The organism is Methylobacterium sp. XJLW (assembly GCF_003254375.1).
GTDB classification, from domain to species: Bacteria; Pseudomonadota; Alphaproteobacteria; order Rhizobiales; family Beijerinckiaceae; genus Methylobacterium; species Methylobacterium fujisawaense.
Genome location: NZ_CP016429.1, coordinates 5,100,117 through 5,114,202 on the forward strand (window position 1 = coordinate 5,100,117; position 14,086 = coordinate 5,114,202).

14 protein-coding genes and 2 riboswitches are annotated in these 14,086 nt (G+C 72.5%); of the genes, 9 read left to right on the top strand and 5 right to left on the bottom strand.

What is annotated here, in order from left to right; genetic code table 11:
- Positions 1–77: 77 nt before the first annotated feature.
- Both A3862_RS23550 and A3862_RS23555 read right to left on the bottom strand, forming a co-directional pair.
- Complete coding sequence (locus A3862_RS23550) at positions 78–335, bottom strand: hypothetical protein (RefSeq protein WP_043345387.1); 258 nt, start codon at positions 333–335, stop codon at positions 78–80.
- A 191-nt stretch (positions 336–526) separates the two neighbouring features.
- A complete protein-coding gene (locus tag A3862_RS23555) occupies positions 527–862 on the bottom strand; it encodes a hypothetical protein (protein ID WP_043345389.1) in 336 nt (111 codons plus the stop codon).
- 168 nt (positions 863–1,030) lie between these two features.
- Positions 1,031–1,133, top strand: a riboswitch (glycine riboswitch).
- Positions 1,134–1,136: 3 nt separating this feature from the next.
- Positions 1,137–1,245: riboswitch (glycine riboswitch) on the top strand.
- A gap of 65 nt (positions 1,246–1,310) precedes the next feature.
- On the opposite strand from A3862_RS23555, the gene A3862_RS23560 reads away from it, so the two are divergent.
- The 7 genes from A3862_RS23560 (at position 1,311) to A3862_RS23590 (ending at position 10,097) form a co-directional block, all read left to right on the top strand.
- Positions 1,311–2,573, top strand: a complete 1,263-nt coding sequence (locus A3862_RS23560; RefSeq protein WP_043385940.1) for a D-amino acid dehydrogenase — start codon at positions 1,311–1,313, stop codon at positions 2,571–2,573.
- Positions 2,574–2,744: 171 nt separating this feature from the next.
- Positions 2,745–3,884, top strand: coding sequence for a threonine synthase (locus A3862_RS23565; RefSeq protein ID WP_111474028.1), 1,140 nt, complete (start codon positions 2,745–2,747; stop codon positions 3,882–3,884).
- A 59-nt stretch (positions 3,885–3,943) separates the two neighbouring features.
- Positions 3,944–5,065 carry a DSD1 family PLP-dependent enzyme gene (locus A3862_RS23570; RefSeq protein ID WP_043756703.1) on the top strand — a complete coding sequence of 374 codons (1,122 nt, stop codon included), beginning with the start codon at positions 3,944–3,946 and terminating at the stop codon, positions 5,063–5,065.
- Positions 5,066–5,207: 142 nt separating this feature from the next.
- Positions 5,208–6,146, top strand: a complete 939-nt coding sequence (locus A3862_RS23575; protein WP_111474029.1) for an ornithine cyclodeaminase family protein — start codon at positions 5,208–5,210, stop codon at positions 6,144–6,146.
- A 47-nt stretch (positions 6,147–6,193) separates the two neighbouring features.
- Positions 6,194–6,982: a precorrin-6A synthase (deacetylating) gene (gene cobF / locus A3862_RS23580; RefSeq protein WP_043345401.1), complete on the top strand. Its 789-nt coding sequence runs from the start codon at positions 6,194–6,196 to the stop codon at positions 6,980–6,982.
- Positions 6,983–6,991: 9 nt separating this feature from the next.
- Entirely contained in the window at positions 6,992–8,698 is a 1,707-nt protein-coding gene (locus A3862_RS23585; RefSeq protein ID WP_043756697.1) for a DEAD/DEAH box helicase, read from the top strand.
- 949 nt (positions 8,699–9,647) lie between these two features.
- Positions 9,648–10,097, top strand: a complete 450-nt coding sequence (locus tag A3862_RS23590) for a BA14K family protein (protein WP_075380026.1) — start codon at positions 9,648–9,650, stop codon at positions 10,095–10,097.
- 69 nt (positions 10,098–10,166) lie between these two features.
- Here the strand turns inward: A3862_RS23590 and A3862_RS23595 are convergent, their stop codons facing one another.
- From A3862_RS23595 to A3862_RS23605, 3 genes are all read right to left on the bottom strand, one after another.
- On the bottom strand, positions 10,167–10,442 hold the full coding sequence (locus A3862_RS23595; protein ID WP_236961471.1) for a CsbD family protein: 276 nt from the start codon (positions 10,440–10,442) through the stop codon (positions 10,167–10,169).
- Positions 10,443–10,750: 308 nt separating this feature from the next.
- Complete coding sequence (locus tag A3862_RS23600; protein ID WP_083683397.1) at positions 10,751–11,869, bottom strand: hypothetical protein; 1,119 nt, start codon at positions 11,867–11,869, stop codon at positions 10,751–10,753.
- A 128-nt stretch (positions 11,870–11,997) separates the two neighbouring features.
- Positions 11,998–13,242 (bottom strand): sensor histidine kinase, encoded by a 1,245-nt coding sequence (locus A3862_RS23605; protein WP_043345408.1) that lies wholly within the window; start codon positions 13,240–13,242, stop codon positions 11,998–12,000.
- Between the two features lie 157 nt (positions 13,243–13,399).
- On the opposite strand from A3862_RS23605, the gene A3862_RS23610 reads away from it, so the two are divergent.
- Together A3862_RS23610 and A3862_RS23615 are read left to right on the top strand one after the other, a co-directional pair.
- Entirely contained in the window at positions 13,400–13,663 is a 264-nt protein-coding gene (locus A3862_RS23610; protein WP_043756689.1) for a hypothetical protein, read from the top strand.
- Positions 13,664–13,763: 100 nt separating this feature from the next.
- Positions 13,764–13,994, top strand: coding sequence for a DUF2945 domain-containing protein (locus A3862_RS23615; RefSeq protein ID WP_043385962.1), 231 nt, complete (start codon positions 13,764–13,766; stop codon positions 13,992–13,994).
- Positions 13,995–14,086: the final 92 nt, after the last annotated feature.

Here is a 14,086-nt window from a genome sequence, read left to right on the forward strand (position 1 = left end):
TTAGGCGCCGTGGTCGCGGCGCCGGGACCTTGCACCGATGCCGCGGGGAATCCAGCCCCCGGCGCCCCGCCGGAGGCTCAGACCTTCCGGGTCATCCTGGAGCCGGCATGGACCACCCGGCTCCGGCTCCGGCTCGGGCTCGGGCGTCGCGCCCGCATCCGCGAGCGCCAGACGAGGATGGCGCTCGCCACCCGATCGAGGGCGAGCATGCACAGGCTGCCGACGATGGCCAGCACGCAGGCAGCCCCGATCAGGACGCCCCAGATCCCGGGAGCCGGGATGATCATCAGGCACAGGAGGCCGAAGACGGCCGCGCCAGGAATCCATTTCGCCATCGCGCCGTCCGCCTGAACAAGAAGGGTGTCGCTCGGGCGGAACCTGCGCCGAGACCCTTAAAGAGTGCTGGATCAACTGATGTTCAGGCCTGATATTTTATCTTCAGGCTATTATAATATGTCAGTATAGGTTTATATGCGGTAAACTTGCCGTTGCGTTCGAGCGGAGATTGACCTTCCGAGGCCGGGTCCTAATCCACCAGCGACATGGTGCGCCCGGTGCTGACCAGATGGTAGAAGCGGCCGTCGAACATCTCCATCACCGCCTCGGTGGCGGCGTGCGATTCCGGGCGGATCGGAGAGGCGAGGCAGGCATCCAGCGCCGCCTGATCGGGGAAGTCCATCTCCAGGATCATGGCGATCGGCCGCGCGTCGGCGTCCTTCGAGACCACGCGCTGGATCCGCACGGCGGTGACGCCCGGGAATCGCCGCCAGAACGGCTCCAGCTCGTCCCGGACCCGGCGGAAGAATTCCTCTTCCCGGGCGTCGCGCACCCTGCCCTCGTAGATCGCGGTCCTGGTCAGCATCGGGGTGTCTCCCGGAGAATCCAGCGTCAACCGGCGGCGGCCGGGATCGCTCCGGCGGAGAGCGTGGGTGGCGGTGACAACGCGCAGCGGCTGTCGGTGAAATCGGCCGCCGGCGGGACGGGCGGGCTTCTCCCCTGCGGCCGATCGGCGTATCCAGGGACAGCCCATCGTGACGATGCGGGAGAGACCGGGATCTTCCCAGCAGAGGGGACCCGGCGCCGACGGAGCAACCGCCCCGGAAACTCTCAGGCACCGGAACCGTGTCGTCAGGGCGATCTGGAGAGAGGTGCAGCGGGGGAACCCGTGGGCACCCGCCGAAGGGGACGTCCGTACTTCGCCGCGCCAGGGCGGGACGGATCAAGCTCTCAGGCACCGGGACAGATGGGGCGCGCAACCGGCCGACCGCTTGAGGCGGCCTCCACGCGTCCACGTCCCGGAGTCCAAGCCCATGACCCACATCGCCGTGATCGGCGCCGGCATCACCGGCGTGACGACCGCCTATGCGCTCGCCCAGCGCGGCTACCGCGTCACCGTCCTCGACCGGCAGCGCTACGCCGCCATGGAGACCTCCTTCGCCAATGGCGGCCAGCTCTCGGCCTGCAACGCCGAGGTCTGGAACAAGCTCTCCACCGTGATGCAGGGCCTGCGCTGGATGATGCGCCGGGACGCGCCGCTGCTGATGAATCCCAAGCCTTCCTGGCACAAGCTGTCCTGGATGGCCGCGTTCGTCCGCGAGATCGCCCATTACCGCGAGAACACCGTGGAGACCGTGCGGCTGGCCCTGAAGGCCCGGGAGGCGCTGTTCGCCATGGCCGAGGCCGAGGGGATCGACTTCGACCTGAAGACCCGCGGCATCCTGCATTTCTACCGGGACCGGGCGAGCTTCGAGAAGGCGACCGGAGTCAACGCCCTGCTGCGGGAGGGCGGCCTCGAGCGCTACGCCGTGACTCCGGAGGAGATCCGGGCGATCGAGCCGACGCTGGCCGGGACCTATCACGGGGGCTTCTTCACGCCCTCCGACGCCACCGGCGACATCCACAAGTTCACCCGGGGGCTCGCCTCCGCCTGCGCCCGCAGGGGCGTCCGCTTCGTCCAGGACGCCAGCGTCGAGACGATCGCGCCGGGGGAGGGGGGCTATGACATCGGCTGGCGCGCTGCGGGCCATCCTGCCGGGGACACGCAGGTCCTGCAGGCCGACGCGGTGGTGATCTGTGCGGGCTGCGCCAGCCGGCATTTCGCCGCGATGCTCGGCGACCGGGTCAACGTCTACCCGGTCAAGGGCTACTCGATCACCGTGAACCTGCTGACTCCGGAGGCCCAGAAGGCGGCCCCCGAGGTGAGCATCCTCGACGAGGCGGCCAAGATCGTGACGAGCCGGCTCGGCGACGAGCGCCTGCGGGTCGCCGGCACCGCCGAGTTCAACGGCTTCAACCGCGACATCCGCCACGACCGGATCCAGCCGCTGGTCGACTGGACCCGCGAGCAGTTCCCGCTGGTCGACACCGACCGGGTGGTGGCCTGGAGCGGCCTGCGCCCGATGCTGCCGAACATGCTGCCCAAGGTCGGTCGCGGCCGCCGGCCCGGGGTCTTCTACAACACCGGCCACGGCCATCTCGGCTGGACCCTCTCGGGGGCCACCGCCGAGATCGTCGCCGGGGCGATCGCCGCCGAGCACGCCCCGGAGCGGACGATCCTGCCGCTCGCGGCCTGAGAGGCCCGGGTTTCCAAAGGGCTTGAAGCCCTTTGGCGGGTTGTCGGGGCGGAGCCCTGACGAGGCGGGCCCCGCCCGCCTCGGCCCGGCGTCGTCTCCGCGAGAAGGGAGGCGCGCCGACCAAGATTATTTTGTATTATCTTCCCGAACCGCCCCGGAAACCGAGCCGCGATGCCTCCATCTGCCGCCTATCTCGACCCCGCCACCGGCGCGACCTACCCGATCGAGACGCCCCGCTGGCGCTCGGAGACGGGCGGTCCGCTGATGATCACGGACCTGCCGGGGATCGGACGCGGGGAGATCGACACGGCCAAGCGCTCCCTCTGGCGCTACGCCGCCGCCCTGCCGGTGGCGGTCTCCGACCCGGTCTCCCTCGGGGAGGGCTGCACCCCGCTGGTGCACCGGCCCTGGCGGGGCGGCCACGCCCATTTCAAGCTCGAATGGTTCGCGCCCTCGGGCAGCTTCAAGGACCGGGGCGCGTCCGTGATGCTGTCGATCCTGCGCCAGCAGGGGATCGCCGCGGTGCTGGAGGATTCCTCCGGCAACGGCGGCGCCGCGGTGGCGACCTACGCGGCCGCCGCCGGGATGCGGGCCAAGATCCTGGTCCCGGCCTCGACCTCGCCGGCCAAGACCGTGCAGATGCGCGCCGCCGGCGCCGCGGTCGAGCTGGTGCCCGGCACCCGCCAGGACACCGCCGACGCCGCCGTGCGGCAGGCGGAGAAGATCTTCTACGCCAGCCACAACTGGCAGGCCCATTTCCTCCAGGGCACCAAGACGCTGGCCTACGAGCTGTGGGAGGATCTGGGCTTCTCCGCGCCCGACGCCGTCATCATCCCCTGCGGCGCGGGCAGCAACATCCTCGGCTGCGACATCGGCTTCTCGGAGCTGCTGCGCCGGGGGGAGATCGCCCGCCTGCCGCGGCTCTACGCGGTCCAGCCGGCCCATTGCGCGCCGCTCCATGCCGGGTTCGCGGCGGGCGCCGACGATTTCGTGCCGGTGACCCCGCGCCCGACGCTGGCCGAGGGCGCCTCGATCGCCCAGCCGGTGCGCGGCCGCGAGGTCTTGGCGGCGCTCCGCCGGTCCGGCGGCGGCACCGTGGCGGTCTCCGAGGCGGCCATCGAGGCGGCCCTGATGGAGCTCGCCCGCACCGGCCTCTACGTCGAGCCGACCTGCGCCATGGCGGCGGCGGCGCTCTCCGACCTCACCGCAAGCGGCGCGATCCGGCCCGGGGAGACCTCCGTGGTGGTGCTCACCGGCACGGGCATCAAGGCGACGCCGCGCATCGCCGAGCTTCTGGGCCTCGCCCCGTGACCCAGGCCTGCTGACCAAGACATCCCGATCAAGACACCCCGATCCGGAGGAGACGGACCATGCGCAACAACATTCCCGCCTGCGTCGGCATGCCGGTCGAGGAGATCGACACCCCCTGCCTGATGGTCGATCTCGACGCCTTCGAGCGCAACGTCGACACGCTCGGCCGCTTCATGAAGGAGCACGGCCTGCGCCACCGGGCCCACGCCAAGACGCACAAATCCTCCGACATCGCGACTGTACAGATCGAGCGGGGCGGGGCCTGCGGCGTCTGCTGCCAGAAGGTCAGCGAGGCCGAGGCGCTGGTGAGCGCCGGCATCCGCGACGTGCTGGTCTCCAACCAGGTGGTGGCGCCGAAGAAGATCGAGCGCCTCGCGGCTCTGGCCACCCGGGCGCGGGTGCTGGTCTGCGTCGACGACCCCGGCAATGTCGACGACCTCTCGGCGGCGGCGGTCCGGTACGGCGTCACCCTCGAGGCCCTGGTGGAGATCGATGTCGGCGCCGGCCGCTGCGGCGTCGCCCCGGGCGAGGCCGCGGTGGCGATCGCCAAAAAGATCGCGGCGGCGCCGGGCCTGCGCTTCGCGGGCCTGCAGGCCTACCAGGGCAAGGCCCAGCACGTGCGCGACTTCGGCGAGCGCAAGGCCCTGATCCAGACGGCGATCGACGCGACGCAGCGCACCGTCGACCTCCTGAAGGCCGAGGGCTTGGCCTGTGACATCGTCGCGGGCGCCGGCACCGGCAGCTTCGCCCTGGAGGGCGGCAGCGGCGTCTACAACGAGCTGCAATGCGGCTCTTACGTCTTCATGGACGCGGACTACCAGCGGGTGAAGGACGCGGAGGGGCGGCCGATCGCGGAATTCGAGAACAGCCTGTTCATCGTCACGGCGATCATGAGCAAGGCGAAGGCGGATGTGGCCATCTGCGATGCCGGCCTGAAGGCGCAGAGCATCGACAGCGGCCTGCCGGTGGTGTTCGGCCGCGACGACGTGGCGTACATCAAGTGCTCGGACGAGCACGGGGTGATCAGCGATCCCGGCAACGTGCTCAAGCTCAACGAGCGCCTGAAGCTGATCCCCGGCCATTGCGACCCGACGGTCAACGTCTACGACTGGTACGTGGGCGTGCGGAACGGCCGGGTCGAGGCCGTCTGGCCGGTCACCGCCCGCGGCATGACCCTGTAGGGGATTCCGAAGGGCTGAAGCCCTTCGGCGGGGTGTCGGGGCGGCGCCCCGACGCTCGGGCGTCCCCGACCGCAGGGCGCCGCCCTGCACCCGCGAAAGGGCACGCCCTTTTGAAACCCGGACTCTGGAGGTCTTCGAATCCATGCGCTTCATCTCGGAAGAGGACTCCGCGGCCCTGGTCGACCACGCCATGGCGTTCGAGGCGGCCCGGGAGGTGCTGATCGCCGCGGTCGCCCCGGGCACCACCCTGTTCCCGGCGGTGCTCGGGCACGGCTCGGAGCCGACCAACCGGTTCTCGATCAAGTCGGGCTCGACGGCCGACTATGCCGGCCTGAAGGTCGGCTCGTTCTGGCCGGGCAATCCGGACCGGGGCCTGCCGCGGCACAATTCGGTGATCCTTCTGTTCGACCAGGCTGTCGGCCGGGTCGACACGGTGATCGAGGCGGGCCGCGTCAATGCCTACCGGACCGCCGCCGCCGACGCGGTGGCGGCCAGCGTCCTCGCCCGGCCGGATTCGGCGGTGCTCGCCGTTTTCGGGGCGGGGAACCAGGCGGAGTTCGAGTGCGCGGCGCTCGCCCGGATCCTGCCGATCCGGACGGTGCTGGTGGTCGCCCGGGACGCCGCCAAGGTCGCGGGCTTCGCCGAGCGCCTGGCGGGGCAGGGGGCCTCGGGGATCGCCGTGCGGGCGGCCGCGCCCCGGGAGGCCTGCGCGGCCGCCGACGTGATCGTCACGGCGACGCCGGCCCGCGCGCCGCTGTTCGAGGCCGACTGGGTCCGCCCCGGCACGCATGTCGCCGCCATGGGGGCGGACGCGAAGGGCAAGCAGGAACTGCCCCCGGCCCTGCTGGAGCGGGCGCAGCTGTTCTGCGACCTGCCGGAGCAGTCGCGCACCATCGGGGAGTTCCAGCACGCCTCCGCGGGGGCTTCCGCCGGCCTGCGGGCCCTCGGCGACGTGCTCCGGACCGGGGAGGGGGGCCGGACCGATCCGGAGGCGATCACCGTGTTCGACTCCTCCGGCATCGCCCTGCAGGACCTGACCATCGCCCGGGCGATCCTCGCCAAAGCCGACGCGCGCTTGTAGGGGAGGCCGGCGCCGGCCCTCCCCCGCCCCGGCGGAGGACGGACGGCATGCAGGACAGGCAGATCCGGGTCATCGGCATCGGCACGGGCGACCCCGAGCACCTGACCCTCCAGGCGGTGCGGGCGCTCGCCGACGTCGACGCGGTGTTCGTCCTCGACAAGCGCGCCGAGACCGCCGACCTCGTCGAGATCCGCCGCCGGATCTGCGCGGCCCATATCGCCAAGCCCCATCGGGTCGTCACCGTGGAGGACCCGCCCCGGGAGCGCCGCCCGGCCGATTACGGCGGCACCGTCGCGGCCTGGCACGCGGCCCGGGCCGAGCGCTTGGAGGCGGCCTTCGCCGCGCATCTCCGGCCGGGGGAGGTGGGGGCGATCCTGGCCTGGGGGGACCCGGCCCTCTACGACAGCGTGCTCCGCATCCTCGACCGCATCGCCGACCGCGGGCGCGTCGCCGTCACCCGGACGGTGATCCCCGGCCTGACGAGCGTGCAGGTGCTCGCCGCCCGTCACGGCGTGCCGCTGAACGGCATCGGCGGGTCGGTGCTGATCACCACGGGCCGCCGCCTCGCGGCGGGCTGGCCGGCGGACGCCGAGAGCGTCGTGGTGATGCTCGACGGCGACCCGGCCTTCGGCCATCTCGACCCGGACCTGACGATCTACTGGGGCGCCTATCTCGGCGGCCCGGACGAGATCCTGCTCTCCGGCCGGCTGGGCGATACGGGCGACGCGATCCGCCGGGTCCGGGCGGAGGCCCGGGACCGCCACGGCTGGATCATGGACATCTACCTGCTGCGCCGTGACCGCGCCGCCACGGACAGGACCGGCAAACCCGCTTAGACCGCCGCCATGCTGCGCCTGCGGGACTATCAGCGCGCCAGCCTCGACGCGCTCTCGGCCGCCTGGGCGCGGGGAGGGGCGGACGATGCGGCGCCCGGCCACCTGATCGTGCTGCCCACCGGGGCCGGCAAGGCGCTGGTCATCGCGGCCCTCGCCCGGGAGACCCTGGAGCAAGACCCCCTCGCCCGGGTGGCGATCGTCACCCACAGCCGCGAACTCGTCGCCCAGAATTTCTCGGAACTGAGCCGCGCCTGGCCGGAGGCGCCGGCCGGGATCTTCTCCGCCGGGCTCGGGCGGCGGGAGGCCGACGCGCAGGTGCTGGTCTGCGGCATCCAGTCGGTGGCCGACCGGCTCGACGCGGTGGGGCCCCGCGACCTCGTGATCGTCGACGAGGCCCACCTGATCCCCCGCGCCGCCGACACCCGCTACGGCCGGTTCCTGGCGGGCCTGCGGGCGCTGACCCCCGGGCTGCGGGTGGCGGGCTTCACCGCGACCCCCTACCGGCTCGATTCGGGCCGCCTCGACGCGGGCGAGCACCGGCTGTTCTCCGGCATCGCCTACGAGGCCGACACGTTCACGCTGATCCGGCGCGGCTTCCTGGCGCCCCTCGTCTCCAAGGCGACGCTGACCCAGCTCGACGTCTCCGGCGTCGGCCGGCGGGGAGGCGACTACATCCCGGGCGAGCTGGAGGCGGCGGTCAACCGCGACTGGATCACCCGCGCGGCGGTCGCCGAACTCGCGGAATACGGAGGTTCCCGCCGGGCCTGGCTCGCCTTCTGCGCCGGCCTCGCCCATGCGGACGCCGTCCGCGACGCCGTGCGGGCGGAAGGGTATGCCTGCGAGAGCGTCTCGGGCGAGACCCCGCGCCGGGAGCGCGACCGGATCGTGGCGGCGTTCCGGGCCGGACAGATCCGCTGCCTGACCTCGGTGGGCGTGCTCGGCACCGGCTTCAACGTCCCCGAGGTCGATCTGGTGGCGCTGCTGCGCCCGACCCGCAGCACCGGGCTCTACGTGCAGCAGGTTGGCCGGGCGCTGCGCTGCGCCCCCGGCAAGGCCGACGCGCTGATCCTCGATTATGCCGGGCTGGTGCGGATGCACGGTCCCGTGGACGCCGTGACGGTCCGGAGCGCCACCCAGGGCCTGAGCGGGGCAGGGGCCCCGCGCGCCAAGCCCTGCCCCGGCTGCGGCGCCCTGATCGCGCTGAACGCCTCCACCTGCGAGGCCTGCTGGACCGAGCCGGAGGCGGACGCGGACGCCGAGGCCCCGCACGAGGCCGCGGCCGATGACGAGCTGGCGATCCTCTCGGCGGATCCCGGATTGCCGGATCCCGAACCGGCCGGCCCTGCCCCCGCGCCGGAGACCGGCGGGTCCGGGGCCGCCTGGCATCCGGTCACGACCCTGAACCTGGAAGCCGCGCCGGACGGACTCGACCTCGTGCTCGGCTGGCGGGACGGCGCCGCCGAGGCCGGCTGGCGCGTGCGCCTGCGGCCGGAGCGCAGCGGCTACGAGCGGGAGAAGGCGGTGTCCTGGTGGCGGGGTCTCGGCGGCGGGCGCGACGCGCCGATGACCGCCGCGGGCTTCCTGGAGGGCGCCGGGAGCCTGGCGCGGCCGGCCGCCGTCCGTGTCCGACCGGGCCGCGTATCGGAGCAGATCGAGTGTCGCACCCGCGAAGGCCGGATCCTGGGCGAGCGCCGGACGCCCGGTCCCGCCGGCTGACGCCGTCTCCGGATGATCGCTTCGCCGCCATCGGCGCGCCGCAACGGCCCCGACGGGTCCTGAGGCCGTCCGAGGGGCGGGACCGGGGAGGGCGCTCGAACGGCCCTCGCCCGGCGGGCCGTCCCGGCACCGGTCCCGGTCGCGCCGCCGGCGCCGGCCACAGAGCCGGACAGGATCCCGGTTACGAACCGGTCCGCTCGACACGCCGAACCTGAGCGCCAAACCGGGTCGGAAGCCGAGCCAAGCCCCCTCGCCCGAGCGAGGATGACGCTTATGTTCCATAATATATCTTATGCGAACTCTGGATATCACCAGAGCGAGGGCCGGTCTCAGGCGGGCCGTGGAACAAAAAATGTACATTTGAAAAACATTTGGGCAATGGTGCCCGCGGCGGGCGCCGGTTTCTGTCACCGTCCGCGCACCGGCCCCTGCGTTCCGTGCGTCTGCCGACCGCCCTGACGCCTGACCGGTCCGACTTCAGAGCCGCACCGAGGCCGCGCACCGGCCAGCGGGACGGGCCGGGCGATCACCCGGGGAGGGCTGTTCGGGCCCCCTCCCCGCGGCACGATTGTCCGCCGCATCGCCGCGGGCGCCCGCGGTGCCGTGCGGTGCCATGCGGTGCCAGGCCGTCGACGGGATCGCCCGAGGTGCGCTGGTCCAAGCAGCCCGATACCGGATCCTGTATTCGCGCCCCCGGGCGATGGTCAGCTGCGCCGTACCGAAAGACGAGGCTGATGCGGATCCCCGCACCGAACGCCAACGGCAGCGATGAGGGAGGCCCGACGCCGCGCCCGCGTCGCTCTTGTTCGTATCGGATTGTTTTAGACCCGTCCGGTGCGACAAAAATGATCTTTCTCACGACTGGAACGGTCCTGCGGATCCATTGTTACTGGGCTTCGTGAATGCCTGATGCGGGCATTTCCACCCCTCTGGAGAATGGAGAGAACCGATGAGGATCGTGACCGGCGTCGCCACTCTGGCCGTGCTGGCGGGTCTCGCTGCCCCCGTTCAGGCCGCATCCGGACAGGCGGTTGAGGCCCTCCGGGCCGGCGCCCTTCCCACCGCGTACGCTCAGTTCCGTGGCGGCTGGCACCATGCCGGTTGGGGAGGCTGGCACCGCGGCGGGTACGGCCGCTGGGGTTACGGCGACCGCCGCGGTCCCGGCGTGGGGGCGGCCGTGGGGGCCGGCCTGCTCGGCTTCACCGCCGGCGCGGTGATCGGCTCGGCGGCGGCCAACGCCGCGGCGCGGCCCGTGGCCGTCTACGGGGCGCCCGCACCCGTCTACGCCGCCCCGGTCGTCGTGCGCGGCTCGGCGTCCTGCGCCGCCCGCTACGCCTCCTACGACCCGGCCTCCGGGACCTACCTGGGCTATGACGGCCTGCGCCATCCCTGCCCGTAGGCTCCTCCCGCTTCTGCCCCGACGGGAGCGGGCCCCGGCCGCCCGGCGCGGCCGGGGCCCGCCGCATCCCTATTGGTCGAGGGCGTTCTCGCGGACGTCCTTGGCCCTGCCCCGCCCCTGCTCGGCCTGTCCACGGAGCTTCTGCGCACGGCCCTCCGCCTTGAGGGCCTCGTCCTCCGTCAGGTTGCCGACCCCGCGCTTCGCGCTTCCGATCGCCTCGTTGGTCAGGCCCTTGAGCCGATCGACCGCACCCGCCGTGGTCGGGGTGTCGTCGGCGCAGGCCGGGCCGGCGAGGGCGAGGGCGAGGACGCTGCCGCCCAGGGTCATCATCGATCTGCTGCGCATCCGGAATCTCCCGTTCTGTGCGAGGGAGCGCGATTTACGGGCGGGGCGCGCCCGGGCAATGGTGCAGCCGTATCGGATCGGCCGGAATCGAACCGGTATCCCGGGACCGGCTCCCTGCGCGGGCGGCCCGATCGTCTCCGATCCCCGCCCTCCTTCAAGGTCCGTCACGCCGCCCGCATCCAGGGCTCGGCCTCCGCCCCGGCGGCCACGCGCATCGGGCCGGAGGCTGGACCGACGACGCCACCTCGGCACACTCCTCCGCGCTCTGGGAAGCGAAAGCTGAGCCCGGATCCGGTGGGCCCGGCGGTCTATCGGAACCGCGGCCGCAGCCGTCCGAGGAGATCCTGGCCCGGAAACCGGAACGGCGGCATCCGCAGGTCCGGCGCGGGCTCATCCCCGGGGATCGGCCCCTCGGCGAAGCGCGCCCCGGCGGACCAGAATCCGTCCCGCCACGTGCCGATCATCCCGAGCCCGACGGGCTCCCGCGTCGCGTCGGGCCGCAGCCGACCCGCGGCCCAGACGCGCTGCCAGCACCGCCGCCGCGACAGGTCGGCGTCGCGCCAGCCCAGCCGCGCATAGCCGGCCGCCGCGAAGATGCGGTCCCCGGCAAACTCCTCCGGAATCCACACCCAGCTCGAGAACACGTGGACCGCATCGGCGCGAAAGCCGGCGGGATCCACCGCCCGGGTGTAGGCGCTGAGCGCCCTTGCCCGGTGCCGGCCGACATGCCGGCGCAGGCGGCCCGGCAGCGGCAGCGCCTCCGGGAAGGCGGCGGCGTCGAGGCGGCTCGGCGCCGCGCCGCGCTCCAGCGCGTAGGTGCTGTCCACGAGGTGCATCCAGGGTTCGAGGTCGACCTCCCAGGCCTGCTCCGCCGGCGCGAAGCGGCGGACCCGTCCCGCGATCAGGCGGTCGGCGACGCGCCGGGCCGGCTCGGGAGCCCAGTCCGGCCCGGCCTCGGTCACGCGCAGCAGCGTCGAGGGCCCATGCGCCCAGACCGCCTCGGCCAAGCGGGCGAAGTCGGCCTCAGGCTCGTCGCGGCCGACCTTGCGCACCAGGATCTTCGAGCCGTCGGCGAGGTCGTCCAGCATCTTGCGCTTGAGATGGGCCAGCCGGCCGTATTCCCGCTCCAGCAGCACCTCCGGCGCGATCGAGCCGGCCGGATGTCCGGTATTCGCCCAGATGTTGTAGGCCAGGCTGTGACAATAGTAGGTGCCGCCCGCGCTCACGGAGAGCCGCAGGTCGCCCGGCACGCCGAAATCCGCGAAGCCGCAGCGCAGGCCGCGGATCAGGTCCGCCATCGGCGTGTAGGAGAAGCGCAGCAGGCCGGAGGGCTCGACCCCCCCGTAGCGCTGCACGAAGCCGAACTCGCAATTGTCCCCGAGGCTCCGAAAGGCGTGGAGCCGTTCGGCGAGGGGCGCCCCCGTCATCCTGATCCCGGTCACTGCATCCGCTCTGTCTCGCGCTCAATCTCGCGCTCTGTCTCGCCGAGCCCGTCGCCCCCGGTCGCGACGGGGCAGGGCCCTTCTCCCGTCCCCGCCCCGGCCGGGCGCTGCGCTCAGCCGTCCAGCGGCACCTCCAGGCGGAAGCAGGCGCCCTTCCCCCGGGCCGGGATCGTCAGGCTGCCGCCGAGCTGGCGCGTGAGGCTGCCGACCACCCGCATGCCGAGGCTCTTCGAGTTGCGTCCGATCTCGAATTCCGCCGGCAGCCCGATCCCGTCATCGGCGACCTCGACCACGAGGCTCCCGGGCTGGCGCTCGGCGCGGATCCGGATCTCGCCGCCTCCCGGGTGCGTCTCGGGCGGATAGGCGTATTTGAGCGCGTTGGTGACGAGTTCGTTGACCAAGAGGCCGATGGGAATCGCCCGGTCGGCCGAGATCCGCTGCGGGCAGGCCGTGCAGGCGAGCCGCTGGCCCGGCACGCCGCTGGCGAGGTTGGCCACCAGCTTCTCCAGGAAGGGCGCGAGGTCGAGTTCGCCCGGGACCCCCTCCCCTTCGCCCGCCGCCTTGTCGCCGTCCTTGTCACCTTGCCGCCAGAGCTGGTCGTGGACGCTCGCGATCGCCTCGACGCGGCTGCGCGCATCCGCGAGGGCCATCTGCACGGCCGGGTCTTCGGCGGCCCGGGCCTGGAGGGCGAGCAGGCTCGCCACGATGGCGAGGCTGTTCTTGACCCGGTGGCTCATCTCGCGGGCGAGCAGGTCCTGCCGGGCGAGGGCGGCCCGCAGCAGGCTCTCGGTGCGCTGGCGCTCGATGGCGCCGCCGAGCAGGTTGGCGAAGCCCTGCATGAAGGCGATGTCGGCCTCCTCGAACATGCCCTCCCGGGTGTCGTCCACCTCCAGCACCCCGAAGGCGCCGTCCCGGTTCTCGATCAGCACGTTGATCGCCCGGCGGATGCCGTGATCGGCCATGAGCTGCGGCGTCCGGAACCGGGTCTCGTCGGCGAGGTGGTTCGAGATCACCGGCCGCCCGGTCTTGAGGGCGAAGCCCGCCGGGGAGGCGAGGTCCGCCCCGATCCGGGCCTGCCCGATCACGTCGGGCCCCCAGCCGACACCGGCCCGGACCAGCAGGGTGTCGGCGCCGCGCTGGTACTCCAGGGCCTTGCAGAACTCGGCGCCCATGCCCTGCGCGCACAGCTCCGCAGCCCGCTGCAGCAGGTGGTCGACATCGGTGCCGCGCAAAGCCTCGACGCCGAACTCGGACAGGATCGCCTGCTGGCGCAGGCGATAGTCGAGATCGGGGGGCGCGGGGGGGCGGGCCGCCTCGGGGCTGGGTTCCACTTCGGTCTGGTCGGTATGCGCTGTCATGGGAGCTGTGAGACTAGCAGGAAGGCGGGCCCGGCGCGAAGCGTCGCCGCTCGGACGGGCGCACCCGTCGTCGCACCCCGGCCGGGGTCCGGAGCCCCCGGCCCCGTCCGGCGTTCGCCCATCGGATACGACGCGCGGAGCGCAGGAGGCGCCAGGCATGGCCGACGACGTGAACGGACTCTCCGACAAGGCCCTCTCGATCTTCGCCTTCGCGGCCTATCACCGCCTCGTCAGCGGCGAAAAGGTCACCGCGGTGGTCCGCCGGGACGGCGCCGGCCACGAGGCCGATCCGGAGGGGGTCAAGGAGTTGGAGGGGCGCGGCCTCGTCACCGCCGGCGAGACCGACATCGACCTCGGCGAGACCGCGCAGGCGGCGGTCGAGACGATGGTCGCGGCCCTGCGCCGGGAGGTCGGCCGGTGAGCCGGGAACGGGTCGATCCGCCTGCGGCATTCCGGCCGTGGAAACCCGGGAACGCCCCTGCCCCGGGGCGCCTTTCCCCGCATCCACGATGGAGACGCACATGACCGCCAAGGCGAAGGTGAAGACCGGGGACGATGTCACCTACAAGTGGGGCCAGGGCACCGTCTCGGGCGAGGTGACCAAGGTCCACACCCAGGATGTCAAGAAGACCATCAAGGGCAACACGGTCAAGCGCGAGGCCTCGAAGGCGGAGCCGGCCCTGGAGATCAAGACCGCCAAGGGCAAGACGGTGCTGAAATCCGTCTCGGAGGTTAAGGTCAAGTCTGCATAAGCGCCCAACCTGTGCGTGCCGTGATCTTGCGCACATCGCTTTCTGCTTAAGGTCTCGCCGGGAGCGGGGCGGCGGCTATCTGTAACGGTTCC

Excerpts from the sequence above, each read along its gene's own strand:
- A3862_RS23550 (WP_043345387.1), bottom strand. The coding sequence starts at position 335 with ATGGCGAAATGGATTCCTGGCGCGGCCGTCTTCGGCCTCCTGTGCCTG.
- A3862_RS23555 (WP_043345389.1), bottom strand. The coding sequence starts at position 862 with ATGCTGACCAGGACCGCGATCTACGAGGGCAGGGTGCGCGACGCCCGG.
- A3862_RS23560 (WP_043385940.1), top strand. The coding sequence starts at position 1,311 with ATGACCCACATCGCCGTGATCGGCGCCGGCATCACCGGCGTGACGACC.
- A3862_RS23565 (WP_111474028.1), top strand. The coding sequence starts at position 2,745 with ATGCCTCCATCTGCCGCCTATCTCGACCCCGCCACCGGCGCGACCTAC.
- A3862_RS23570 (WP_043756703.1), top strand. The coding sequence starts at position 3,944 with ATGCGCAACAACATTCCCGCCTGCGTCGGCATGCCGGTCGAGGAGATC.
- A3862_RS23575 (WP_111474029.1), top strand. The coding sequence starts at position 5,208 with ATGCGCTTCATCTCGGAAGAGGACTCCGCGGCCCTGGTCGACCACGCC.
- cobF (WP_043345401.1), top strand. The coding sequence starts at position 6,194 with ATGCAGGACAGGCAGATCCGGGTCATCGGCATCGGCACGGGCGACCCC.
- A3862_RS23585 (WP_043756697.1), top strand. The coding sequence starts at position 6,992 with ATGCTGCGCCTGCGGGACTATCAGCGCGCCAGCCTCGACGCGCTCTCG.
- A3862_RS23590 (WP_075380026.1), top strand. The coding sequence starts at position 9,648 with ATGAGGATCGTGACCGGCGTCGCCACTCTGGCCGTGCTGGCGGGTCTC.
- A3862_RS23595 (WP_236961471.1), bottom strand. The coding sequence starts at position 10,442 with ATGCGCAGCAGATCGATGATGACCCTGGGCGGCAGCGTCCTCGCCCTC.
- A3862_RS23600 (WP_083683397.1), bottom strand. The coding sequence starts at position 11,869 with ATGACGGGGGCGCCCCTCGCCGAACGGCTCCACGCCTTTCGGAGCCTC.
- A3862_RS23605 (WP_043345408.1), bottom strand. The coding sequence starts at position 13,242 with ATGACAGCGCATACCGACCAGACCGAAGTGGAACCCAGCCCCGAGGCG.
- A3862_RS23610 (WP_043756689.1), top strand. The coding sequence starts at position 13,400 with ATGGCCGACGACGTGAACGGACTCTCCGACAAGGCCCTCTCGATCTTC.
- A3862_RS23615 (WP_043385962.1), top strand. The coding sequence starts at position 13,764 with ATGACCGCCAAGGCGAAGGTGAAGACCGGGGACGATGTCACCTACAAG.